Below are 22,546 nucleotides of genomic sequence, written 5' to 3' on the forward strand. Positions count from 1 at the left end.
CATGGCTCACGATGGGCTATTGCCGTGGCGGCCGGTGCGCCCTGCTCGTCGTCGCGTCGTGCGACCATCGTCGCCAACCGCCGTCGGCGATGAGGAGCTCCGACGACCCCGCCCGGGCTGCACGTCGCACCGGTCGTCGCCGAACGGCTCGGCGACGCCGTCCATGATCTCGTCGGAGAGTTGTTCGCCGGCGCGTGCCAGACGGGCGAGGGCCTCGGGGCCGGTGAGGCGCAGGACGATCGGACGGGCGGTGTGGTCGCGGGCGTGGACCTCGACCTGCCCGGTGCTCAGCGGCCGGACCGGGCGAAACGGCTCGACGTCCGCCGCGTCCGGCACGCTCGCCCGCACCGAGGCGACGATCGCCGTGTACCAGGTGTTGACCTCGCCGCGCCAGTAGTCGGCGTGGCGACTGCGCTGCCCGTGTTCCGGCGCGTCGCTGGCGTGCTGAGCCATCGCGGACGTCGTGGCGGTCCGAGTCGAGCCCGGAACGTTGCGGGCCGAAACGTGTGATCGATGCGTGATCGACGGCTTCCGTACCGACCGGCACTGCGCGCGACGCGCTGACAGCGTCGACGGCTTTGGTGCCACCTAAATCGACACAGACCGGTATCAGCCGACACCAAACGCAACCGGGCCTCACCACCGGGATCGCGCTCTTAATCTGCGGGTTGTAGGTTCAAGTCCTGCGCGGCGTACGGGATTCAATCGGCGGCCCCTGCTTCTCGGCGGGGGCCGCTTGCCGTTGTGAATCCCGTATTCTTCGCGCTCGCTTCGCTCGCTCCCCAGTGGGGGGCTCCGCCCACCCACACCCCCCGAAAACCTGCCCGCCTCATCGAGGCACCATCCGGTCGGCCCCCGGGCAGGACACAACCGCAGGTGTTCGTGGTGCATCGCGATTTGCAGAGTCACCGCACGGGGTGAAACACCCGCCAACAACAGAAGAGCGAAACCCCGCGCGGCGTCCGCGACCTGACACGTACGTGTCAGGCAGCGAACAGGTTCGTGAGTGCGTCCACGCCTTCGACGCGCGTTCGGAGCTGGCGAGCCTGAAGGACCAGATTCGCGACTACTAGCGCTGGATCGACGTCGGCCACGTCTATGCCCAGAGCCTCACGAACCCAAGGAGCAACCTCGCTCCAGCGGTAGAAAAGCGTGCCATCCCGTGCGGGATTGACGGGAGGCGGGAACCCGCCAGGCCCACGATCGCCGGTCACGTACCTGCGCACCGACTCACGGCTCTGCTTGATCCGATCTGCGATATCCGCGAGCGTCATCAAGTCTTCGTCCAACACTCGAACCGGCGTCAATCCGGCCGCCTCCAGTGCGCGCACTGCTGTTGCGATTGCGTCAGCCAACGATTGCGCTTCACGGTCAAACTCTACGATAGAGACGCCGCGCTCGAATGCAAACGCCCCATCGTCGGCGCCACTATCGTAGAGACGATCCATCTCATCGTCGGTAGGCCGCCGGTCAAGCACGACCGAAAACACGTAGGTGTTCATCGCCCTACCTCCAGTCCTACCTCTCGCAGGCCACCAAGCGGCTGCCCTCGATCTACGGGTGTGTGTGCCGCGCAGTAAACCGGTCGATCTGCTTCGCATGCGTACCGGGGTTGAGACTTGACATGATCGCGACGGGGTGGGCGTACAGGCGAGCATGCCGAGAGTTGTGCATCAGCCGCCGCTGGTGTCGGCGGGACGACCCGGACGATGCAGAACCTTGCGGGATGGGTACTGTGCGCTCACATGAGCTACGACCTCGCGTTTTTGCGTAAGAACGACGACCAGTCCTGGGACCAGGCGCTTGAAGCCTTGGAGGAGCGGGTTGAGGAAAACACGGATACCGGATCACCGGACGCGGAAGCGTGGGCACACATCGCGGCCGAAGCGCAGCAACTCCTGGGCGACGTGGAGTTGCACCAGAATGCGAAATTTTTTGAACTGGACCATGAACCGACCGGCATCCAACTAAGCCTGTATGGCGATGAGGCAGCGATTACCGCGCCCTACTGATATCAGGGCGCTGACGCCGCGGCGGTTGTCGGACTAATCTACCAACTCGGCCTTATCGTCGAACGCCACACGCGACTGGTGGGATACGACGACCAGGTTGGACTTGCGGTCGCCGAAGCAGCCGACCAACCACAGCTTGCTGTCTCAATCTTCGATCAGGTTGCCCAATCGTTCGCCCGACGCGGAATCAGGAGCCCCAGCAACGACCACTGACACTCAGCTGGTGCAAGACGCGACCACAACGTCGTGCCGCGAGTCATGCAACCCCACGATCGTGCCAACATCAACCGAGGCCGCGGTCTCAACCATCAACCGGAGTCAGGCAGGCACGCCAGCTGTCGGACTCCATTTGATCCGTTACGAATCAGCGTCACATGATGCGTGACAGCTCCGGCAGACGACCTCCCGAGATGTCAATATAGGCGGCTATCGCTTTGCTCCACAATCGCAGCACCCGGTGTGCACACCCGAAATCAACGAATATCCATCGTCGGCGGACTCTGCATCACCCAGGCGAAGAGCTACGCCAAGATCGTACTTGGAGGCAGTCCACGCACTGGCCGGCGTGATGGACGACAAGGCCGCCGCTAAAGGCGTTCTCGTCACCACCTCGTGGTTCGGCAAGGCGAGCCCCGACTTCGCTGCGTGCAACGGCCGTATTGAAATCATCGAGGCCGCCATCTCAAAGCGCTCCTCAAGGAGCAACCTTGACCTGGATGTGCTGATCAGCCTGCCGAAGCTTCCCCCGGCTGGAAGGAACGGGATCTGAGTAAAGCAGCCAACAACACTTTGCCGCCTACGCAGCGCGTGACTGATCAGGTGGTGGCTGCGGCGGTGGGTAGCCAGGGATGGCCGGTGGCGAGTTCGGTGAGGGCGTTGATGATGTTGCGGCCGTGCGCGGCGGCGGTGGCGAGGTAGGAGCGGATCAGCGTGAATTGCTGGGCTCCGTCGAGGGTGCGTAAGCAGCCGGATACTTTCTGCCGGATTTTGACCATGCGGATCTGCCGCTCGGCGGTGTTGTTGTCGAACGGGGACCGCAGATCGGTCGCGAAGCGCAGGTAGTCGTCGATCCGGTCGCGCATCCGCCGGGCCAGGGCAGTCAGTTTCCGGCCGGTCTTGCAGGTCTCGTGCTGGTGGTCCTTGACCGCGACCAGGGCGGCCTGGCGGAACAAGCCGGTCTGCTCCGCGAGGAGCTCCGCGTCGATCCCGGTCCGGCCCGCAGCGCGGGCGGTGTCAGCGGCGGTCTTGAGTGCCAGCAGCGCGTCTGTCGCTTGTCCGGGCCACACCGCCTCGGGTGCCAGTTCGCCGGCGGCGGCAAGCTCGCGCAACAGATGCGCACAGCACAACTGGTGTCCACCCGGGGTGTAGGTGTCGTACGGGGCCCACGCGTCGTGCACGGCGATCCCGGTCATGCAACCCATGATCTGCCCGGCGTCGATCCCGGCCCGGCCACGCTTCGGATGGACCCATACCAGGGTGTATCTGCCGGTGGTAGCCACGTGCACCCAGTGCAGCCGCCCCGCGACCCGCAACCCGGACTCGTCGACATGGACCACGCTCGCGCTGCTGAGCGCGTCACGGACCTGATCGACAAACTCCGAATCAGCCAGGACGTCGCTGGCACGAGCGTGCGCGGCAGCGACCGCGCCGGCCGACATCGCCACCCCGAACAGATCCGCCATCGCCTGCGCGGTCCGCGCCTGCGCCCCGAACAACGCCTGCTGCAAATACACTGCGGCAGCCTGGGCCCGGGGCCCGTACTGCACCGGGGCATCGACCCCGTCCGGCGCCCGGCCCGCGGTGACCTGCCCGCACCCGCACCGGCGCGAGACAATCCGATGCTCGCTCACCCGCACCCCGATATCGGGCAGCTCGAACACCTGCCGCACCACCGTCGCGGCCAGCGGGGCACCACTCAGGTCATCACCGCACCGGCCGCAGCCGGCCGGTTCATGCGTGATGCGCTCGTGCGGGTCGGTGACCTGCCACAGCGTGCGGCCCTCATGGCCGGGCTGCCCGCCCGGGCGGCGACCCGACCGCTGCCGCAACGACCTCGGCACCGGCTTCCCCAGGCCGTCCGACGACGGCGGCTTCGACGAGTTCGACGAGTCCTGCCCGAGCCGGGCCCGCAGATCTGCGTTCTCCGCCCGCAACACCGCGTTCTCTTGCCGCAGCCCGCCGTTCTCACGCTCAAGCGCACCGATCCGAGCCTCCAACCGGGCAAGCCGCTCAAGCAGCTCCACGATGGACGGCGATCCGGACACCCGATCATGATCCAGCACAAACCACGCAGGTCAAGTCAACCCGCCGACCAACACCTGATCAGTCACCGCAGCGCAACGCCTAGCGCACTTGGCCTAGCACGGTAGGCTGCTTGATATGGCCGGTTCCGAGGACCAGGTGCGCGCAGTGGTCGCAGAGTACGAGGCGACCAAGAAGGCCGCTCTCGCAAAGCGCGACGCCGCGCTGCGCACCTTCCACGCCGCCGGTTGGCGAGCTGTCGACCTTCAGCGCGTGACCGGGTACAGCCGCGAGACTATCCGACAGGCGCTGAACCCCGAGGCCCGACGAGCGGTCAACACCAGCCGGCGCAAGATGGTCGACACCGCGGTCAGGCCCCCGGCCGACTACGTGCCGTACGGCGACCGAAAGCAGTACCTCGTCGCGGACAGCCTTGACGAGTTGCAGGGGCCCACCGAAGGCACCGTTACCCTGCCGCACCATCTCGACTGGTCCGGTAACGCCGAGTACGTCCTCGACAAGCCCTCGCGACTCGCGTCGATGTACCGCACCGTCCTCAGCGAAGCGTCCACGGTGGACGACCTGCGCAACTTGCTCGACGGAACCACGCTGCTCCGACTCTGGCCCCAGCTCTGGCTACCGCCCCAGGTTCGCCGCCGCTGGGAGGGCCGCTTCCCCGAACTCGCCGAAGCCCGGAACGCGGCGGCCTGAGATGGACCCGTTCCACGAACGGCTTGCGCGACTCGGGCTGGCCGCCGCTGACCGGTTCGGGTTCGCGCTTGCCGGCGGATACGCGGTGCAGGCCGCCGGCTTGCTGGAGCGGCCGAGCGAGGACGTGGACCTCTTCACCTCCTGGGACCGGCGCGCCGACTTCAAGACCGCGACGGAAGCAGTCGTCGGGGCGTACCAGGAGGACGGGCTCGAGGTGAGCGTCAACGTCGAGTACGACACCTTCGCTCGCCTCACCGTGACCGACGGACAGCACGTCTCGAAGGTCGAGCTCGGCGTCGACTGGCGCGCCAACGAGCCCGTCGTCATGGCGATCGGCCCAGTCCTGCACCCCGACGACGCCATCGCCAACAAGATGGCCGCACTGTACGGCCGCGCCTTCGCCCGCGACTTCATCGACATCGACGCCGCCGTCGAGTCCGGCCGCTACGACCACGAGACCCTGCTTCGCCTCGCGGAACGGGCGGACAGCGGCTTCGACCGTCGGCTGTTCGCCGACGCACTCGGACAGGCGCAGTTCCTCGACGATGATGACTTCACCGAGTATGGCACGGACGGCCCCACACTCGACGCGTTGCGGGCTCGCTTCGCGACGTGGCGAGCCGAACTGCTGAAGCCGCCAGCCTGAGACACGGGTGCGGCACGGGTGCTCCACCGTGCCGGGACCAGCGAGCACCGACTGGACTGAGCAGCATGAACGCCGGCACCGCAGGCCGACGAGTCGGACAAAGTGGCGGACCAGAGGGACGGACGACTCGCCCAAGATCGCGGTCTAGAATTGATCTGCGGGTTATGGGTTTAGGTCCTACGCGGCGCACTCCTCCCATGAGGGCATTGCCTCTTCGGCATACACCCTTGTCGATGTCTTGGCCACCCGACAGCAACGGCGACGGCCACGACGAAGATCCGAGAGGCCAGCACGACGATAGCGATCCGCCGGATCGGCGTATGAATGGACTTCGAGCCAGCTTTGAAACTCCACAGTGGATGCACCACCTTGGCCGCCGTCTCGGGGCCAGCCCGGCGGGGCTCACCGGGGGTTACGCCAGCCGGCGTCTGTCACCAGCTCATTCCCGGTGGCCCAGGGGCGTGGTCCAGACGACCCGCCGCCCCGCCCACTGGGCGCTGCCCGCAATCGACGCGGCAAAGCCTCAGCGTCCACGGCTACCGGTCGTCGGGCAGCCGAGACAACGAGACAGCCGCGCGGGAACGCGTCCTACGCAGGCTTCGTGGCGCGCCGTCCCCGTTCCTTCCACCATGCCGCGTATGTGCCGTCCCACGGGAGAGGGTCCCTTCGCGGACCGTCGGAGCGGTACGTGCGCCGGGTGGGGAAGACCGTGACTCCCATTTCCGCCTCGGGCTCCCGGGAAGCGAGCCTCACTTCGTCGAAAGAGTCGTCCACCGAGACGATCGGCCGGCCGCTCATGACGACGTGAATGTGGTCGAAGATGCCCTGTTCGAACGAGTCGAATACGGTGATCGTCAAGAAGCAGGCGCCAAGCGGGTTGGGCGGGTCAGGTTTCTCGCGGGCGTCCGCCCACTCCGCAATCGTGTGACCCGCGCCCCATTCGAACCGGGCTACCTCTCCCGGTCGCAAGAGGCGCTCTCTCCTCGCGGTGGTCGCCTCCACGAACTGGGCCTCGTCATCGAGCCGTACCCGTGCGGTGGTCGCGCCTTCGTTGATCAGTACACCCCGGGTCTGAAACCACATGAGCCCGTTACGCTCTCCATTTCGTGCGAAGAGCCGCTCCGGCGAGGCCGCTTCGGCCTGCGCCACAGAACGATGGTCAAGCAGTCGCAATTCGTTCCCGTAGGGCATCCGGTCACGCGTCGCATCGATCAGTGGGGGCCATTGCGGCGCCTCAAGCAGCGCAACGACGAGGGGAGCCCGCTCGTCGGTCCTGGCGCGTGCCGCTTCCCGGACCGCCGCCGTGGCGGCTTTCAGCATTTCTTGAGCGAGGACGACCTGCTCGTCGGCGGCTTTCGCCTGAGCCGCGTTGATCTCGACCTGTTTCTGCAACTCCGGCAACTGCTTGGCAGCGGTTCGGGCCGCACCGCGCCCCGAGCGAGCGGCCGAGGCGCCGGCAATCGCCGCGGCGACCGCACCTATGGCTGAGATGATCTGAATCCACCCGGCCAACGTCAAACGATCAATGCTGGCTGCCAGCGCATCCCACAAAACCCGCACGGCCAAGGCCTACCTTCACGAGAGACTCACCTTTGTGGCCGGGCCCGTGCTGGGCTCGGCCGCTCACCGGTTTGATGTGCGACCTGCCCCGCTCGGGAAGGTATAAGCGCATGATGCCGAGGTGACGGCCGCGGCTGCGGCCCACCGCGCCGCACCCACGACGCTTGTGATCCACCTGGCAGCAGAACCCATGCCGATCAGCGGGGCTGACGAGCGATGCCACGCGGTGAGCGACTGCACCCAGTTACCCCTGGAGGGGGTAGGCGGACCGCTCAATGCCCATGTGAGGGTTTGGACTCCCACAGGCGGGTGAGGGTGTGTCATCCGCGGCGCGGGCACGTTGGCTTGGTGCGTCGCTCGAGAATTGCGGTGCTGCTGGCCGCCGGGCTGCTTGCCGGATGCTCCTCGGCACTGGCCGGGGCCTCTGGGCGCCAGCTGCCGCACGTCGACCCCATCGACCCCACCGACTTCCACCACGGCGCCGCCGACCCGTCCGCCGCCGCGGACGGCCTGGTTTCGGTCTCCACGGTCGCCAAGCACCTCGACGTGCCGTGGGGGCTGTCGTTCCTGCCCGACGGCAACGTGCTCGTCACCGAGCGGGCCACGCAGCTCATCAAGCGGGTCACGCCGAAGGGGCAGGTCACGACGGTCGCCCGCATCGTGCAGGCCGTCTCCGACAACGAGGGCGGGCTGCTGGGCATCGCGGTGTCCCCGTCGTACAAGACGGACCACACTGTGTACATCTACTACACCACGCGGGACGACAACCGGGTCGCCCGCCTGCGCCTCGACGGGCGCTCGAAGCCGCGGCCGATCGTCACCGGCATCCCGAAGAGCGGCATCCACGACGGCGGCCGGCTCGCGTTCGGCCCCGACGGCTACCTCTACGCCAGCACCGGCGAGGCCTCGCACACCGACGCGGCGCAGGACCTGAACAACCTCGGCGGCAAGATCCTGCGGATGACCACCGACGGCAAGCCCCCGCCCGGCAACCCGTTCCCGAGCTCCCTCGTGTGGTCCTACGGGCACCGCAACCCGGAGGGGATGACCTGGGCCGCGGACGGCACCATGTACGAGTCCGAGATCGGCCAGGCGGTCTGGGACGAGCTGAACATCATCCGCCCGGGCGCCAACTACGGCTGGCCGCGGATCGAGGGGATCGGCGACAACCCGAAGTACGTCGACCCGATCGTGGCGTGGCACCCGGAGGTCGGCGTCAGCTCCGGCGTGGCGGTGGTGGGTAGCACCGCGATCGTGACGTGTCTGCGGGGCCAACGCATCTATCTGGTACCGCTGGGCAAACCCCCGAGCGCCCCGCCCGCCGGCGTCGACCGCGAGAGCCCGTCGCCCACCGCCCCGCCGGATCCGACCGCGAGCGTGCGATGGCGGCCGGAGGCCGGCGTGGCCGGGCGCCCGCGGGAGGCGCTGTTCGAACGCTACGGCCGGCTGCGCACGGCGCTCGCCGCCCCCGACGGCAGCATCTGGATGACCACGTCGAACCGGGACGGGCGCAGACCCGGCGGCCCCGAGCCCAGCGACGACCGCATCCTGCGCCTGACCCTGGACAACCGGTGAGGCGACGGCCTTCCTGACGAAGGTACGGTGAATCCGGGTCGTTCTGCCGCCCACGCACCGCCACGGACGCGGCAGCCACGGCGTGGCGCGCCGCGGACGGGTCGCCGCACCGCGGCCGGCCGTGGCCACGAGCGACACCTCAATAGGACCCCAGCGGCAGTTGATTCAGGCCCGCCAGACCGCTTGCATTCCTGGACCGGCGAAAGGCCCGCCGTCGAGAACAACGAAGTAGCGCCACTAGTTCAATGCGATTCCGCAGCTCGGCGAGCCGGGGCAGCATGTCCGCGGACACAAACCGGCCGATCGTGGGGTCGTACTCGCGTACGCCCAGATGAGTGAGGCCGGTGGGGTCAGCGACGCCGCCGGCGAACCCGCGGTCAAGCACGGCAGGCCAGCTGGGGCCGGTGACGCCACGGTCCTCGCCGTAGGGCGTTGTGCGCTTCCTCGCCACGGCCAGAGAGTGACCGCGTCCGCCATGAGCTGGGCAGTCTCGTGCTGGTCGCCGACGATCCAACTCAGGCCGCCAGCGCTACGGACGGCGATGGTCTCCTCGCCGTGAACGTAGTAGCGGGTTCCGGTGGCGGCGTTGTAGTGCACCTGGGTGTCGCCCAGGTACAGCGTCCGGTCGCTGCCGTCGATCGCTCGATCAGTACCCCAACCTGGCCCGGGCGATCAGCGGCGGCTACCGGCCGCAGGAGCAGTTCGATCAGGTCATGCTGGACGGCTTCGAGCAGTGGCTGCGGGGCCGTGCGCGGTCGTGGAGGGCCCGGGGCGGCCGGAAGTCCACCCTGCGGATGCTCAGCTCGCCGATGATCGTCGCGGGTTGTACGGCTTCGGTGGCAGGCCAGCCGCCCTACGCCACAGGCCCCGCCCCAGGGTCGGGCCACTGAGTTCAGACCTGGTCGGGCCACGTCCACTGTGGTACCTCGCGGAGCGGATGCAGTTCGGCGTCGTTCGTGGCATGGGAGTTCTGCATCGCGACCCGCGAACCGAACTCGACGTGCTCGCGCAGCGCCTGCCGGAACGGCGCGTCGGCGGGCAGGCCGGCAGCGTCCGCAGCCTGCATGTACAGCTCAACAAAGCGCTGCCGCTGGGGCTCGGTGATCTTCAAGCCACGGTGGGCGTCAATGAGGGCGCTGAAGCCCATCGTGCGCGAGAACGTATCCGGCCCGCCGAACGACTCCGCGTCGAAGGCGGTGAGGTGCGCGACGTGTTCGGGCTTCCCGGCCCCGAAAAGCGGCTGAAGGAGCGGGTCGGCCAGCACGCTGGCGTAGAAGATATCGACGAAGCGGTGCAGCCCCTGCTCGCCACCCGCGTGCTCATAGAGCGTCTCCATGAGCCCATCATTACACCACTCGCCTGAAGCCCGCTCAAAGGCCCCCGTCGATGGCGAACGTGGCCTGCTCAGGCTTCGAGCCACGCCCGAAGCCCGAGACACCACGTGGGGTCCTCCCGCGTTTCGCTCGTCGGGGCAGTGCGTTCAGCCGGGCGAATGCGGTGACAGGGCGTCGGTCCAGGGCCGGTGTTCGGCGATGGCCAGCCGGGTCTTGCGGGCGGTGCGGGTGATCCGGGCAGCGACGTGGAGCAGCCGGTAACGCAGTTCTTGGGTTCGGCTTCGGCCAGGTCGTTGTCGAGGAGCAGGGTTTGGGTCCAGGCGATCAGGTCGATGCCGGTCAGGGCGAGTTGCAGCCAGGCCTGGTCGATCGCGAATACCCGGGAGGGGAACCGGCCGAAACCCGTGTCCTTCCTCTTCCACCCTGGCGCGGGCCCGGTGGCGCGCCTCGAGGTATTGGATGGAACCGCGGCCGGGCGGGGTGTCGGTGGCGATGACCTGGTGTCGAACAGGGTCAGTTGGGCGCCGGGAGGACTACACCGGCCTCGTGCGGAACAGGGCGCTGCGAAGGTCGTCGTACTCGGCCTCGGTGCCGATCGCTTGTCGGTGCTGCGGGTTTACGAGGTAGTAGTGAATAGCATTGGCGAGAAACAATGCATTGACGGCGTCTGTGCGGATTCGCCGCCGGCTGAACGGCACACCGTGGCGGCGGACCAGGTCCGGCCTGACGTAGGTGAGCAGGAGCGATGTGGCAGTTGGCTGGGATTGCGGCAAGGAGTCCGTTGACAGGGCATCCCACGGCACGGTCAGGGTACCGAGCGGACTTCGGTCGACCAGGCCGTCCGGCCGCAGTTGAACGCCGATATCGCGCCACGCCGCGAGGACCAGCACGATGCTCAGCGCTGCCAGCACAACGGCCATGGCGCCGAGGATGCTTCTCTGCAGATGCCAGGCGGGATCGTCGAACGCCGGGTCCTGATTCCCATCAGGGATGCTGAGCCAGAACGCGACCTGCGTCGCACTGAAAATGACGGCTGTGGTGGCGTTGTAGACGTGGCCCGGCCATCGCAGGGTGCGGAACGCGACGGTACGTTGATCGACGACGAACGCTGCCGGCCGTGCCCGAAACCACGCAGCGAGAGCCATGACTGCCGACGCGAGTCCAAGCAAGGACAGGAGCGCCGGCATCGCGTGTCTACTGTCGCTTTCCGGTGCCGTCAGCAGTCCCACTCCCACCAGGCCCACCGCAACGCCCACTGCCCCACCGAGAACAAGGCGCGGATGCTGAGCGGTGCCAGCGAACATCGTGGAGAGCATGTCGGCAGAGTATGGGTCGCGACCGTCGCGCGGAAGGAGCCCAATCAGCTTCGGTCGGCGACCATGTCAAACCGCCAGAGTGTCAAGCATCAGCTGGGACCGGTCAGAACGCCTGGTCAAGCGCTGGTCAAAGCCGGCGATCGCCAAGCTTTTCCGGCTCGGCGCGGGAACCGGCTCCGACGCCGCCGCCGGGCTCGTCGTAGCCGGCGCCGAGGGCCTCCACGACAGTTACTTCATGGTCGGCATTCTGCCTCCTGAGCAGGTGGCGACTGCGGGGGGTCGTTGCTTGAGAGCGGAATCGCCGATCGCGGTGGTCATGAATACCTACGGTCACGTCCTCCGCCCGTACTGGAAGAGGAGCAAGGTCAGGAATCCGGCGACGTGCGTTGTCTTGCAACCGCCTGCTGAGAGCCCACCGGCGGAGACAGTTCATCGTCGGGCATCCAACTGGCGCGGCCCGTAGGCCGACGCGGCCTATCTATGCCGCGTCCGGAACGCGTCGGTCCCGCGCCCGCCACACCGCGACAACCCGCGACAGGTCCGGCGCGAGCCAGATGAGGTAGCCGTGGGCACCCCACGCGAACAGCAGGAAGACGACCTCGGACTCGGGCGCGGCGTCCATGGTCTCGACCACGGCGGTGAGCCCTTCCGGCGCTGGCAGACCCACCCTCTCGGCGGTATTCAGCCGCATCCGGTAGTTGCCCAGCAACCACGCCTTGTCGGTCACCCGGCCCGAGACCATCCGCCCCGCCTGCGCCGCCAGCAGCCGCGCCCAGTCTGGACGGGCGCGTTCGTCGAGCGAGGGCAGGACCGGCTCCATGAGGACGGCCAGCCCTTCGCCCGAGAGTGAAACGTCCCTGTAGGTCACTTTATCCCGAGTTGAAGACTGGGCCGAAGATGCCGGCAACGAGAGGATCCTATTGGTGTATTGGGAGACTGTTTGGATCGGCCGTATGGATTCTCAGCCGTAGCGATCGGATAACGCAGCGCATCGCCTGTGCCTTTCTCGTCGATGCCCGTCTGATGGGGGAGGCGCGTTACACCCCTGCTTTGCCAGGATGACGTGAGACACCTCGTGTGATGCGGGGTCCTGACTGGCCTCAGACAGTGGCGGCGGGGAGGGTACTGTCGCACCGCAAATGGCGCTCAGACCTTGGAGTTGCTCCACCGATTCTCCACACCGACCGTAATGCCGGCCGCTACTTCCTGCTGGGAACGCTTGTCCAGCCACCAGGGGACCAGAAGCTCTCAGGCTCGCCTCATCGAGACCCTGCACGATGTCCGGCGCCGCTCGCCGCCAGAAGAAGTCCGCGCCCACCGCGACGATCGTGCCCGTCGCCGCCGTCGCGGGCAAGAGCCGGGGTCCGCGCCGAACGAGGCCGCTCGACGGCTGCTTTGAGCAACCGGGACGTTCAGCGCGACCTGCTTGGGCGGGCCGGGCGCCTGCGCCGCTGTGCCGGACCTGCGGGTCGACCGTGGCCTCGAACGGGACCGGTTTGTTGTCGGGGTCGTACACCATGTACACCATGTACACCAAGGACGCCTCATCCACCTTGGCTGGGTTCAGCGTGCCCTTGAACGTGCCCGGGCCGGTCTTTTCCGCGTCGATGATCGCGTCGCCGGCCGTCATCCAGATCCACATTGACTACTGACGGCGATTGGTGCTCGAACTACCGCAACGCCGGCGACTCAACCGCTTCCGGACCGAGCGGACCCTCGCCTGCGACGTTATTCCCCGGAGGGGCCGTTTCCGGGCTATCACGAGGTGAGCAAGTGTCTTCGTGAGGCCACTCGTATTGGCCTCGCGTGGCGGGCGGTCAGGCGACGGTGCCCAGTCGGCGCTGGAACTCGTCAAGGGCGTTCGCCGCCGTTCGGAGGTCGCGCCGCGCCGCCTCGAGGTCTATTGCCGCCGATGCCGCCAGCGCGGCGTTGCGGATGTACGTCGAGACCGGCTGGCCGGCCGCGGCCGCCGCCGCGACGATGCTGTCCAGCTCGCCACGGCCGAACCGAACCGACACGACCGAACGAATCCCGGACGTCGGCTCGCTTGGGACCTCGTCACCAACCGCCTCTTCACGGTGCTCGTACAGGTCCTCGGCGGCAGCCGCCATGTCGGCCAAGCTCATGCCAGTGACCTCGTCGACTTCTTCCTCTGCCCTGCTCATTTCTGCTCCCAGGCCGTGATCGGATATGCCGTGTTCGTCTCCGCTTGATAAATGAACGCCACCGTCAGGCTGCGCCCCTCGTCCGTGACGCCGAGCGCTAGGTGCGTCGCCACCCGCCCGCGCAAATTCGTGCGAATGGCCGGCCGGTTGGCAAACACCTCAGCACGGGTCGCGCGCTTGGTGGCATAGGTGATGTTGGCACCCAGTGAGGTGATCTCAGCGAGGAATGCTGGCTGATTTGGACGACACGGACATTACGTCCAATGTGGACGGTGCTGGAAGAGGGCTGGGGCCCTCGGTAGGCAGTTCTCACCACAAGAACACCCGCCCACGGTGAGGACCCCAGTGATCGCCTATCGTGCCATGCTCGACGTCCCCAGGGAACTGGTCCACCACGTCGCCGGGCTCCTACGCGCCGACCGCCGCAGACGCGGAACCCGACGCGGAACACGAGCGTTGACCTGCTGGTATCACGCCCTGCTGGTCCTGGTCTGGTACCGCAAACGCGAGGACCTGACCCTCCTCGCAGCCGGGTTCGGCGTGTCACGCGCCACCGCCTACCGCTACCGCGACGAGGTCACCGCCCTGCTCGCCGCGACCGCCCCGGACCTCCACGACGCGCTGCGCCGCGTGGCCGAGGACGGCTGGTCCCATGTGATCCTGGACGGCAAAGTGTTCACCACCGACCGCTGCGCCCAAACCACCACCAGTGTCAAAGGCAAAACCATCGACGCCTGGTATTCCGGCAAGCACCGCGACTTCGGCGGGAACATCCAAGCGATCATGCGCCCGGACGGCCTGCCGATCTGGACCGCACCAGTGTCACCGGGACATTTGCACGACCTGACCGTCGCCCACGATCACGACGTCCTCGCTGCCCTGTATTGGGCGGCATCGCAACTGGACTTGCCCACCCTGGCCGACTCGGGCTACGAAGGCGCAGGCCGCGGCGTCCACACTCCGGTCAAACAGCCCACCGACGGCAGCGCCCTGGCCATCGACAACCGCGCCTACAACCTCCTGCTGCGATCGATGCGCTGCCGCGGCGAACGCGGCTTCGCACTCCTCACCACCCGCTGGCACGCCCTGCAACACACCACCGCCAGCCCAACCAGAATCGGCGACTTCGTCAAAGCGGCACTCGCGCTCACCCATTTCGAGCACCGCTACCTGCCGATTCCTTGTTGAGATCACCTCAGTAGAACCTTGACAGGCGGTATCCACCATCCCCCTCAGTGTAATACGCGTCAAATGCTGGCGTAATACTTCTGCCCTGACGAGGCAGTGTGGGCGAGGGCAACCCAGAGTCAGGCGATCTCCGTGCGGGCCCGCTCCTCGGTGCGAACGTCCCGCCAGTCGTGGAGCTCGGTCATGAGGGCTGGTCGCGGGGGCACCACCACGTTGTGCGGCCGGCCACTGTGGCTCGGCGCATCGCTGTGCCGCATCTTGGGCAGGTGCCGCTCTCTCGTCTGGCCTCCACCACCGGCAGGGTGTGTACGCCACCCTCCGCTATCGCCGACTCCACCGCCTGGCGCAGGGCTCGGTGCAGGCGGTCCAGGTCGGGCCGGGAGAGTTCGTCGACCGGGCGGCTGGGGTTGACCTTGGCCTGCCACAGCACCTGGTCCGCGAGCAGGTTGCCGACGCCGGCCAGGGCCTCCTGGTCCAGCAGTCTCGCCTTCACCGCGACCGTCCCGCGGGCCAGCGCCGCCCGGAACTGGGCCGGCGTGATCGTCCGGGCGTCGGGGCCCAGCCGCTCCACCGGCGGGTCCAGTCTCACCCTCCCGAGGCGGCGGGGGTCGACCAGGAGCAGGCTCGTGCCGTCGGTGAAAGTGAGGGAGAAGCGGGTGAAGCGGTGGTCGCCCCGGGCGCGGCCGCGCTGCCAGTAGTCGCCGCCGTCCGTTTCGTCCCCATCGGAGGCGATAAACACGATTTTTCCGGACATGCCGAGGTGGATGCCCAGCACCGGGCCCGCAGAAGTCGTACACCACATGCTCTTGCCCCGCCGCAGCGCCGCCGTCAGCGAAGCACCCGAAAGCGCGGCGCGGATGGAGCCGGGAGCGTGCGGGCGGCACACGTACGTGTCGGTGTCGTCGACATCCGCGATGACACGGTCCAGGGCGTACCGCTCCAGCACGGCACGCGCCGACTCCACCTCCGGCAACTCGGGCACGATCGCGAGGGTAGAGGAGGATGGCCGTCGTGGAGAAGCTGCCGGTCGCCGACGTGCTCGACCAGGTCGTCGAGGGGACCCGCCGCGGTGCCGTCGTGCTCGTCGCGCCACCCGGGACCGGGAAGACCACGCTCGTCCCGCTGGCGCTGGCCGACAGCATCCCGGGCCGCATCGTGGTGGCCGAGCCGCGGCGAATCGCGGCGCGGGCGGCGGCCAAGCGCATGGCCGAGATCCGGGGCGAGCGGGTGGGTGAGACGGTCGGCTACTCGGTGCGCGGCGACCGGAGGGTGGGCCGCGACACCCGGATCGAGGTCGTCACCACGGGCCTGCTCGTCCAGCGGCTTCTGCAGGACCCGGAGCTCCCCGGCACCAGTGTCGTGATGATCGACGAGTGTCACGAGCGGCACCTGGACACCGACCTCGCCACCGCATTCCTCATCGAGGCCAGGGACACCCTCCGCCCCGACCTGGGCCTCCTGGCGGCTTCCGCCACCATAAATCCGGAAAAATTCGGTCAGGTCCTGAAATCGCGGACCGTCGAGGCCGACAGCGCACTGTTCCCGATCGAGGTTCGCTGGTCCCCGCCCGCCAGGCAACCGCTGACGATGGACCACGTGGCCGACGTGACCAGGCGAGCCTGGCTGGAAACCCAACACGACATCCTGGTATTCGTCCCGGGGGCGGCCGAGATCGAACAGGTACGCCGGAGCATCCCCGGGATCCCGACCCTCCCCCTGCACGGAAGACTCCCCGCCGCCGCCCAGGACGAGGCCCTCACCCAGCGGGACACCCGCCGGGTGATCGTGGCGACCGCCGTGGCGGAGAGCAGCCTGACGGTCCCCGGAGTGCGGGTCGTGGTCGACTCCGGCCTGTCGCGCATCCCGAAGATCGACCTGTCGAGGGGCCTCGGCGCCCTGGTGACGGTGCGAGCGGCACGGTCCAGCACGGCCCAGCGGGCGGGCCGGGCGGCCCGGGAAGGGGCCGGCGTGGTGTACCGATGCTGGTCCGAGGCCGACGACGACCGCCTGCCGCCGGACCCCGAGCCCGAGGTGAGAACGGCGGAGCTCACGGGCTTCGCCCTGGCCCTGGCCTGCTGGGGCACCCCGGGCGGCACGGGCCTCGCGCTGCCGGATCAGCCTCCGGAGGCGGCCATGACCGTGGCGACGCGGACCCTGCGGGCCCTGGGCGCGGTGGACGAGCAGGGGCGGGCCACGGACCGCGGCCGCAAGATCGCCCGGATCGGCGCCCACCCGAGACTGGCCAGGGCACTGCTGGACGGCGCCCCGCTGGTCGGCGCGCGAAACGCCGCCGAGGTGGTCGCGATCCTGGCCGAGGACACGTACCGGACCGACGACATCGCCGCGGCCAGGAGGACGACGGAGCACTGGCGAAGGGAGGCGACCCTGCTGTACCGGATGATCGAGAACCCGAAGGAGCGCGAGACGGCCGCCGACCGGGCTGCGGGTGTCATTGCCGGCCTGGCCTACCCCGAGCGTATCGCGAGGCGCCGGCGCGACGCCTACCTGATGGCCGGCGGAACCGAGGCCGAGCTGGCCAAGGACTCGCCGCTGCGGGGCCACGAGTGGCTGGCGATCGCCGCGGCGGACCGCCCGGTGGGCCGGGTCAACGCGCGGATCCGCCTGGCCGCCCCGATCGACGAGGACATCGCCCGCGAGGCCGGCTCGGCGCTGCTGTCCACTGTGGACGAAACCAGTGCGACGGGCGTCCGGCGGGTCGAAAGACTGGGCGCGATCGTACTGTCCGAGCGCCGCATCGGTGCCGCCCCGAGGGAGCTGGCCGAGGCGGCCCGCCGCGACCGGCTGCGGCGCGAGGGCGTGCCCTGGACCCCGCTGCGGCACCGCCTGGCCTACCTGCATCGCACGCTCGGCGACCCGTGGCCGGACGTGAGCGATGCGGCGCTCATCGAGTCCATGGTGGACGGCACGGACCTGCACAGCGCGCTGCAGGCCGGGCTGCCCTGGCCGGCGGCGAAGGACCTGGACCGCCTGGCGCCGGAGCGTCTGACGGTGCCGAGCGGATCCACCGTACGCCTGGACTACGCGGCGGAGGACGGCCCGCTGCTGGCGGTCAAGGTCCAGGAGATGTTCGGCCTCGAACGAACCCCGGAGCTCAACCACCGCCCGCTCCTGCTGCACCTGCTGTCCCCCGCGGGCCGCCCGGTGGCGGTGACCCGCGACCTGGCCTCGTTCTGGCGCACCGGATACCCGCAGGTCCGCGCCGAGCTGCGCGGCCGCTACCCGCGTCACCCCTGGCCCGAGGACCCGGCGACGGCCCCGCCGACCAAGCGCACCAACCCTCGCCGGTAGCCCGGCTCACCCGCGGACTCACCCGGCATCCCGGGCCCGGAACCGGACGCTTGAAACCGGGACGAGGGAGGCGTGCGATGAGCGACGACCTGGCCGCGCTGGCCGCCGAGGCGTACGGCTACGGCTACCCCCTGCTCCACGACCTCCGGGCCGTCGCCGAGGCGCCGGTCTTCAACGCGTTCGTGCACCAGCGGCGCGTGCCCGACAGCCCCACCGCCAACCCCGACCTGCTGTACTCCACCGCCCAGCTCGACCTCTCCGGCGGCCCGCTCTGGCTGCGCGTGCCGGGCACCGGCGGCCGCTACCACGTGGTCCAGTTCATCGACGCGTGGACGCACAACTTCGCGTACGTCGGCAGCCGCACCACCCCCGACGAGGAGCGTGAGTACCTGCTCGTCCCGCCGGGCTGGGCCGGCCGGGAGGCGCCCGCCGCGGAGGTGATCCGGGTGCCCACGATGGTCGCGACCCTCGTCGCCCGGTTCGCCGCCGGGCCGGGCGCCCACGCGCTGCAGGACGCGCTGACCATCGAGCGGATGTACCCGCGGGTGCCGCTCGACGGCCTGCCCGGCCCGCAGGCGGGTGTCCCGGACGACCTGCTCTTCCTCGAGGCGCTGCGCCGCGGCCTGGCCGCGTTCCCGCCCTCGCCGGCCGAGCGCCGCTACCAGCGCCGGTTCGCCCCGCTGGGGGTCTTCGAGGGCGGCAACTCGCCCTACCCCACGATGCCCCGCGAGCAACGCCGCGCCCTGGCCGACGGGCTGGAGCGCGGCCGCGACGCCCTGGAGGAGGCGGCGGCGAAGGCGCACCCGGCGCCGGTGAACGGGTGGACCAACGAGCTGCACGCGTTCGACTACAACCTCGACTACTTCGAGGTGGGCACTGTGGACAGTCCGCAGTGGACGATCGGCGACCGGGAGGCGGCGCACGCGGCGCGCGCGGTCGCGGCGCGGACGAACCTGTGGGGCAACCATGCGTACGAGGCCGTGTACCCGGCCGCGCACAAGGACCGCTCCGGCGCCCGGCTCAGCGGCGCCCACGGCTACGCGCTGCGCCTCGCCCCGCCGCCGCCGTGCACGGCGGGCTGGTCGCTGACCGTGCCCGGCGAACGGGGCCCGAGCACGCTGCCGGCCCGCGACGCACGGACCGGCCCCGACGGCTCGGTCACGATCGTGATCGGCCGCGAGGACCCCGGCGCGGCGGCCAACTGGCTGCGGGCCCCGCGGGGCGAGTACCACCCGGTCCTGCGCGTGTACCAGCCGGGCGGCCCGATCCTGCGCGACGAGTACCGGCTGCCGCCCCTGGAGCCCGTGGAGTGAACCGGCGGCTGCGCCGGGCCGGCGGCCGGTGCACCATGGGCCGGTGGACCATGACCTTCCGCTCGACGAGCGCCTGCGGCTCTACCGCCGGATCACGGCCGTGCAGGACACGGCCCGCGCCGAGTCGCTCGTGGACGAGGTGCGCGCGGTGTACGGCGACGCCGAGGCCGCCCGCCTGCTGAGCGCCTGCGCTTCGGCGACCCTGGACCGGCTGCTGCCCGAGCTGTCCCACGCCCTGCCCAACCGGGCCCGGTTCGGCCGCTACCGCCCGGCCGAGCTGCTGCGAGAGGCCGGACGCCAGCTGCGGGACCTGCCGGAGGCCGAGCGGTCGGGCTGGTGGTTTCGCTGGTACCGCGCCGTGCTCGCCGCCGCCCGCGCCCGCCCGGACGAGGCGATGGCCCTGCTGGAGCGCTACGCCCCCACCGAGCACGTCTTCGGCGTGCACGAGCTCGGCCCCCTCGCCGAGGCCCACCCCGCCCGCCTGCTCGCCGTGCTCACCGCGCCGGCCCGCGCCGCCTGGCTGGGCCGCCAGCCGCTGCCGAAGAGTCTCCTGCGCCGGCTGCGCCGCCTCGGCCCCGCTCCCCTGGCCCGCCTCGCCCACCGGCTGCGCGAACGCCCGCACGAGCTGGCCCGCCTGTTGTCGGTGATGCCCCCGGCCGACCGCCCGGCGTTGTTCGAGGCGGCACTGTCCGATGTGGACCGCTCCCGGACGGTGCCCGCCGACGCGGTCCTGGAGGCGCTGCCGCGCTGGACCCGCGTCGCCGAGGCCCGCCGCGCCCTGGCCCGGCCCGAGATCGCCCAGGACGAGCGCCGGACCCGGCACTACACGTCGATGCTGCCCTGGACCGAGGCCGAGCCGGCCCTGCTGGCCGCGACTCGCGGCGGCAACGTCGAGGACCGGGCGAGCGGGTGGGAGCTGCTGGTGCGCTGCGCCGCGCGGTCCGAGGACCCGGCGGCGGTCCCGGCGGCCGTACGCGCGCTGGTGCGCCTGCGCAACGAGCGGGACCCGGTCCGCGGCCGCGCCCTCGCGGCCCTGGCCACGCTACCGCCGGCGCGGCTCGACGCGGACCTGGCCGCGCCGCTGGACGCGGTGGTCACCGACGCCGTCGAGGCCCGCGACACGAGCCCGGCCACGCTGAGCCGTCTGTCCACATTGGCCGCGACGGTACTGCGTGAGCGCCTCGACAGCCCCGCCCTGCTCGCGTGGGCCCAGCGCACCCTGCACCGCCTGGCCGGCAACGGCCGCCTACCGTCGCTGGGCCGCCTCGACACGAGGCTGCGCCGCGGCCAGGAGGCGGACGCGTTCGCGGCGGTGAGCCCGTGGCTGAGCGCGGCCGCCGACCGGGGCGACTTCGAGCCGCTGTTCGCCTTCGCCGGGTCCCTGGGCCGCCGCGCCCGCGCGCTGCCCGGCCTGCAGTCCCTCCTGGCCCGCGCGGCGACCGGCGACACCCCGGCGGCGGTGGCCCGCCGCGCCATCGAGCTCTGGCTGGACGACCCGGCCCACCGCGCGGCGAGGGCGGCCGAGGCCGTGCGCGCCGACCCGACCGCGGTAGCCGTCCCGGCGGTGTGGCGCGCGGTCGCGGCGCGCCGCCCGGACCTTCTCGACGGCGTGCTGGGCGGCCCGGTGCCGGCCGGGCGGTTCGTGACCGGGGGCGTGCGCTGGGTCCCGGCCCCGCCGCCCCGCGTCCACCTGCGCCGCTGGGACGAGCGCCACCGCGCCGCGTACGCCGCGCTGCTCGAGTCCACGGTCCGCGACCCCGGCCAGACCGCCGCCGCCCGGGCGGAGGCCCTGCGCCGGCTGGCCGAGGTCCCCGGCCACGGCCGCCCGGCGCTGCTGCGCTGGGTCGACGCCAACGAGGTGAACCTGGCCGAGGCCGCCCTGGCGGCCCTGCCGCGCACCGATCACCCGGGCGACACGCTGCCGCTGCTGCTGTCCCACGCCGCCGGAGACCGGGCCAGGGTCGCGATGTTCGCCGCCGGGCGCGCCGCCCGCTTCGCCCCGCCCGGCGAGGCCGCAGCAGTGCTCGCGGCCGTGCGAGGCAAGGTGACCAGCCGCAAGGAGGCCGTCCGGCTGCTGGCCGACCTCCGCATCCCCGCCGCCGCCGACCTCCTGTGGCGGCAGTGGCAGGAGCCGGACCTGCACGCGGACGTGCGCGCCGCGATCGTCGCGGCCGCGCGCCGGCACACCGACCGCCCCGGCATGTGGCGCATCCTGCACGCCGCGATCGCCGGCGGCGGCCGCGCGCTCACCGTCCCCATCCTCGCCGCGTCCCCGCCGGACCTGCCGCAGCCGCACCGCTCCGGCTACGCGTCCCTGATCGCCACGGCGTGCGGCGACCGGGATCGTGAGACGGCCGCCGCGGCCTGGAAGGCGTTCCCGGCCTGGGCCCGCCACATCCCCGACGCCGGCGCCCTGATCCTGGACCGCCTGCGTGACCTGGAGGACGTCACCGTCTGGCCCACGGTGGCCCGTGCCCTCGCCGACACCGTCGCGGCCGGCACCGCCGAGCCGGGCCTGCTCGCCGAGGCGTGCCGCGCACTGTCCACCCTGGACAACGGAGGCGACGCCGAGGACTCCCGGCCGGACCGGCCGGCCCGGCGCCGCATCGAGACGGTCGTGGGGATCCTCACGACCCGGCTGGCCACCGCCGCGCCGGACGCCCCGGCTCGCGCGGAGGCGGGCGCCGCCGCCGCGGTCCTCGCCCCCGCCGACGGCTTCGCGCCGCTCGCCGGGGACCTGCTGGTCGCGGCGGCCGATCTCGCCTCGCCCGGCTCCCTGGCCGCTCTGCGCGAGCTGTCCGCCGGCCGCCCGGTGCTGGCCGCGCGGCTGGCCGAGGCCCTGCGCCGGCGCCTGGAGCGGGCCCCCGAGCCGCCGTCCGAGGCCATGGTCACCGCGCTGGTCGCCGGCCCGGCCCTGGCCGACGGCCTGATCGCCGTCGCCTACGCCGCCCAGGGCGGGCGCCTGGGCTGGCCGCCCGCGTGGCGCGCCGCGGTCCGCTCGCTGCGGGACCACCCGGTCGCCGAGGTCCGCGACGCCGCCCTGGGCCTGGTCATGACCGCGTCGTGAACGCGCGGATGCCGCGGCGATGGACCCGCGGTCGACGGCGGGGATGCCGGTCAATGAACACATGGCGTACAACGGATGCGGATTCTCGTCTGCGCGGGAGCCGTACCGC

General features: G+C 70.4%; 20 protein-coding genes and 1 pseudogene. 10 read left to right on the forward strand and 11 right to left on the reverse strand.

What is annotated here, in order from left to right; all coding sequences use genetic code 11:
* Positions 1-6: 6 nt before the first annotated feature.
* Entirely contained in the window at positions 7-453 is a 447-nt protein-coding gene (locus tag ACQPY0_RS51780; RefSeq protein ID WP_432978932.1) for a hypothetical protein, read from the reverse strand.
* Between the two features lie 530 nt (positions 454-983).
* On the reverse strand, positions 984-1,502 hold the full coding sequence (locus ACQPY0_RS51785) for a hypothetical protein (protein WP_432978935.1): 519 nt from the start codon (positions 1,500-1,502) through the stop codon (positions 984-986).
* Positions 1,503-1,745: 243 nt separating this feature from the next.
* Between ACQPY0_RS51785 and ACQPY0_RS51790 the strand changes: the two genes are divergently transcribed.
* On the forward strand, positions 1,746-2,012 hold the full coding sequence (locus ACQPY0_RS51790; RefSeq protein WP_432978938.1) for a hypothetical protein: 267 nt from the start codon (positions 1,746-1,748) through the stop codon (positions 2,010-2,012).
* Between the two features lie 568 nt (positions 2,013-2,580).
* On the forward strand, positions 2,581-2,781 hold the full coding sequence (locus tag ACQPY0_RS51795) for a hypothetical protein (protein ID WP_432995765.1): 201 nt from the start codon (positions 2,581-2,583) through the stop codon (positions 2,779-2,781).
* A gap of 46 nt (positions 2,782-2,827) precedes the next feature.
* Here the strand turns inward: ACQPY0_RS51795 and tnpC are convergent, their stop codons facing one another.
* Positions 2,828-4,276: an IS66 family transposase gene (gene tnpC / locus ACQPY0_RS51800; protein WP_432978941.1), complete on the reverse strand. Its 1,449-nt coding sequence runs from the start codon at positions 4,274-4,276 to the stop codon at positions 2,828-2,830.
* 115 nt (positions 4,277-4,391) lie between these two features.
* Here tnpC and ACQPY0_RS51805 point away from each other — a divergent pair, with 115 nt between their 5' ends.
* On the forward strand, positions 4,392-4,964 hold the full coding sequence (locus ACQPY0_RS51805) for a hypothetical protein (RefSeq protein WP_432978944.1): 573 nt from the start codon (positions 4,392-4,394) through the stop codon (positions 4,962-4,964).
* 1 nt (position 4,965) lies between these two features.
* Positions 4,966-5,610: a nucleotidyl transferase AbiEii/AbiGii toxin family protein gene (locus tag ACQPY0_RS51810; RefSeq protein WP_432978947.1), complete on the forward strand. Its 645-nt coding sequence runs from the start codon at positions 4,966-4,968 to the stop codon at positions 5,608-5,610.
* Positions 5,611-6,198: 588 nt separating this feature from the next.
* Here ACQPY0_RS51810 and ACQPY0_RS51815 read toward each other — a convergent pair.
* A complete protein-coding gene (locus ACQPY0_RS51815) occupies positions 6,199-7,176 on the reverse strand; it encodes a hypothetical protein (RefSeq protein WP_432978950.1) in 978 nt (325 codons plus the stop codon).
* Between the two features lie 342 nt (positions 7,177-7,518).
* Here ACQPY0_RS51815 and ACQPY0_RS51820 point away from each other — a divergent pair, with 342 nt between their 5' ends.
* Positions 7,519-8,745: a PQQ-dependent sugar dehydrogenase gene (locus ACQPY0_RS51820; protein ID WP_432978953.1), complete on the forward strand. Its 1,227-nt coding sequence runs from the start codon at positions 7,519-7,521 to the stop codon at positions 8,743-8,745.
* Positions 8,746-8,884: 139 nt separating this feature from the next.
* Here the strand turns inward: ACQPY0_RS51820 and ACQPY0_RS51825 are convergent, their stop codons facing one another.
* From ACQPY0_RS51825 to ACQPY0_RS51845, 5 genes and pseudogenes are all read right to left on the reverse strand, one after another.
* Complete coding sequence (locus ACQPY0_RS51825; protein ID WP_432978956.1) at positions 8,885-9,196, reverse strand: RHS repeat-associated core domain-containing protein; 312 nt, start codon at positions 9,194-9,196, stop codon at positions 8,885-8,887.
* A gap of 441 nt (positions 9,197-9,637) precedes the next feature.
* Entirely contained in the window at positions 9,638-10,081 is a 444-nt protein-coding gene (locus ACQPY0_RS51830; protein WP_432978959.1) for a group II truncated hemoglobin, read from the reverse strand.
* 130 nt (positions 10,082-10,211) lie between these two features.
* Positions 10,212-10,585: pseudogene (locus tag ACQPY0_RS51835) on the reverse strand (transposase); the annotation flags it as partial.
* A 27-nt stretch (positions 10,586-10,612) separates the two neighbouring features.
* Positions 10,613-11,395: a hypothetical protein gene (locus ACQPY0_RS51840; RefSeq protein WP_432978961.1), complete on the reverse strand. Its 783-nt coding sequence runs from the start codon at positions 11,393-11,395 to the stop codon at positions 10,613-10,615.
* 478 nt (positions 11,396-11,873) lie between these two features.
* The gene (locus ACQPY0_RS51845; RefSeq protein WP_432978964.1) at positions 11,874-12,263 is read right to left on the reverse strand and encodes a hypothetical protein; all 390 of its coding nucleotides are present in this window, start codon (positions 12,261-12,263) and stop codon (positions 11,874-11,876) included.
* Positions 12,264-12,921: 658 nt separating this feature from the next.
* Between ACQPY0_RS51845 and ACQPY0_RS51850 the strand changes: the two genes are divergently transcribed.
* The gene (locus tag ACQPY0_RS51850; protein WP_432978967.1) at positions 12,922-13,047 is read left to right on the forward strand and encodes a hypothetical protein; all 126 of its coding nucleotides are present in this window, start codon (positions 12,922-12,924) and stop codon (positions 13,045-13,047) included.
* A gap of 165 nt (positions 13,048-13,212) precedes the next feature.
* Here ACQPY0_RS51850 and ACQPY0_RS51855 read toward each other — a convergent pair whose 3' ends face one another.
* The gene (locus tag ACQPY0_RS51855) at positions 13,213-13,560 is read right to left on the reverse strand and encodes a plasmid mobilization protein (RefSeq protein WP_432978970.1); all 348 of its coding nucleotides are present in this window, start codon (positions 13,558-13,560) and stop codon (positions 13,213-13,215) included.
* A gap of 363 nt (positions 13,561-13,923) precedes the next feature.
* Here ACQPY0_RS51855 and ACQPY0_RS51860 point away from each other — a divergent pair, with 363 nt between their 5' ends.
* Positions 13,924-14,748: a transposase family protein gene (locus tag ACQPY0_RS51860; RefSeq protein WP_432995377.1), complete on the forward strand. Its 825-nt coding sequence runs from the start codon at positions 13,924-13,926 to the stop codon at positions 14,746-14,748.
* A gap of 181 nt (positions 14,749-14,929) precedes the next feature.
* Here ACQPY0_RS51860 and ACQPY0_RS51865 read toward each other — a convergent pair whose 3' ends face one another.
* Positions 14,930-15,730 carry an Fpg/Nei family DNA glycosylase gene (locus ACQPY0_RS51865; protein WP_432978973.1) on the reverse strand — a complete coding sequence of 267 codons (801 nt, stop codon included), beginning with the start codon at positions 15,728-15,730 and terminating at the stop codon, positions 14,930-14,932.
* A gap of 20 nt (positions 15,731-15,750) precedes the next feature.
* On the opposite strand from ACQPY0_RS51865, the gene hrpB reads away from it, so the two are divergent.
* The 3 genes from hrpB (at position 15,751) to ACQPY0_RS51880 (ending at position 22,437) form a co-directional block, all read left to right on the forward strand.
* Positions 15,751-18,057: an ATP-dependent helicase HrpB gene (gene hrpB, locus ACQPY0_RS51870; protein ID WP_432978976.1), complete on the forward strand. Its 2,307-nt coding sequence runs from the start codon at positions 15,751-15,753 to the stop codon at positions 18,055-18,057.
* Between the two features lie 77 nt (positions 18,058-18,134).
* A complete protein-coding gene (locus ACQPY0_RS51875; RefSeq protein ID WP_432978979.1) occupies positions 18,135-19,370 on the forward strand; it encodes a DUF1254 domain-containing protein in 1,236 nt (411 codons plus the stop codon).
* A gap of 43 nt (positions 19,371-19,413) precedes the next feature.
* Positions 19,414-22,437: a hypothetical protein gene (locus ACQPY0_RS51880; RefSeq protein WP_432978982.1), complete on the forward strand. Its 3,024-nt coding sequence runs from the start codon at positions 19,414-19,416 to the stop codon at positions 22,435-22,437.
* The last annotated feature ends 109 nt before the right edge of the window (positions 22,438-22,546 follow it).

The sequence above is a fragment of the Dactylosporangium sp. CA-233914 genome (assembly GCF_050942935.1).
GTDB lineage: Bacteria > Actinomycetota > Actinomycetes > Mycobacteriales > Micromonosporaceae > Dactylosporangium.

What these genes read in the sequence shown, in the direction of transcription:
- ACQPY0_RS51780 (WP_432978932.1), bottom strand. Translation starts at nt 453, where the DNA reads ATGGCTCAGCACGCCAGCGACGCGCCGGAACACGGGCAGCGCAGTCGC.
- ACQPY0_RS51785 (WP_432978935.1), bottom strand. Translation starts at nt 1,502, where the DNA reads ATGAACACCTACGTGTTTTCGGTCGTGCTTGACCGGCGGCCTACCGAC.
- ACQPY0_RS51790 (WP_432978938.1), top strand. Translation starts at nt 1,746, where the DNA reads ATGAGCTACGACCTCGCGTTTTTGCGTAAGAACGACGACCAGTCCTGG.
- ACQPY0_RS51795 (WP_432995765.1), top strand. Translation starts at nt 2,581, where the DNA reads ATGGACGACAAGGCCGCCGCTAAAGGCGTTCTCGTCACCACCTCGTGG.
- ACQPY0_RS51805 (WP_432978944.1), top strand. Translation starts at nt 4,392, where the DNA reads ATGGCCGGTTCCGAGGACCAGGTGCGCGCAGTGGTCGCAGAGTACGAG.
- ACQPY0_RS51810 (WP_432978947.1), top strand. Translation starts at nt 4,966, where the DNA reads ATGGACCCGTTCCACGAACGGCTTGCGCGACTCGGGCTGGCCGCCGCT.
- ACQPY0_RS51830 (WP_432978959.1), bottom strand. Translation starts at nt 10,081, where the DNA reads ATGGAGACGCTCTATGAGCACGCGGGTGGCGAGCAGGGGCTGCACCGC.
- ACQPY0_RS51840 (WP_432978961.1), bottom strand. Translation starts at nt 11,395, where the DNA reads ATGCTCTCCACGATGTTCGCTGGCACCGCTCAGCATCCGCGCCTTGTT.
- ACQPY0_RS51850 (WP_432978967.1), top strand. Translation starts at nt 12,922, where the DNA reads ATGTACACCAAGGACGCCTCATCCACCTTGGCTGGGTTCAGCGTGCCC.
- ACQPY0_RS51855 (WP_432978970.1), bottom strand. Translation starts at nt 13,560, where the DNA reads ATGAGCAGGGCAGAGGAAGAAGTCGACGAGGTCACTGGCATGAGCTTG.
- ACQPY0_RS51860 (WP_432995377.1), top strand. Translation starts at nt 13,924, where the DNA reads ATGCTCGACGTCCCCAGGGAACTGGTCCACCACGTCGCCGGGCTCCTA.
- hrpB (WP_432978976.1), top strand. Translation starts at nt 15,751, where the DNA reads ATGGCCGTCGTGGAGAAGCTGCCGGTCGCCGACGTGCTCGACCAGGTC.
- ACQPY0_RS51875 (WP_432978979.1), top strand. Translation starts at nt 18,135, where the DNA reads ATGAGCGACGACCTGGCCGCGCTGGCCGCCGAGGCGTACGGCTACGGC.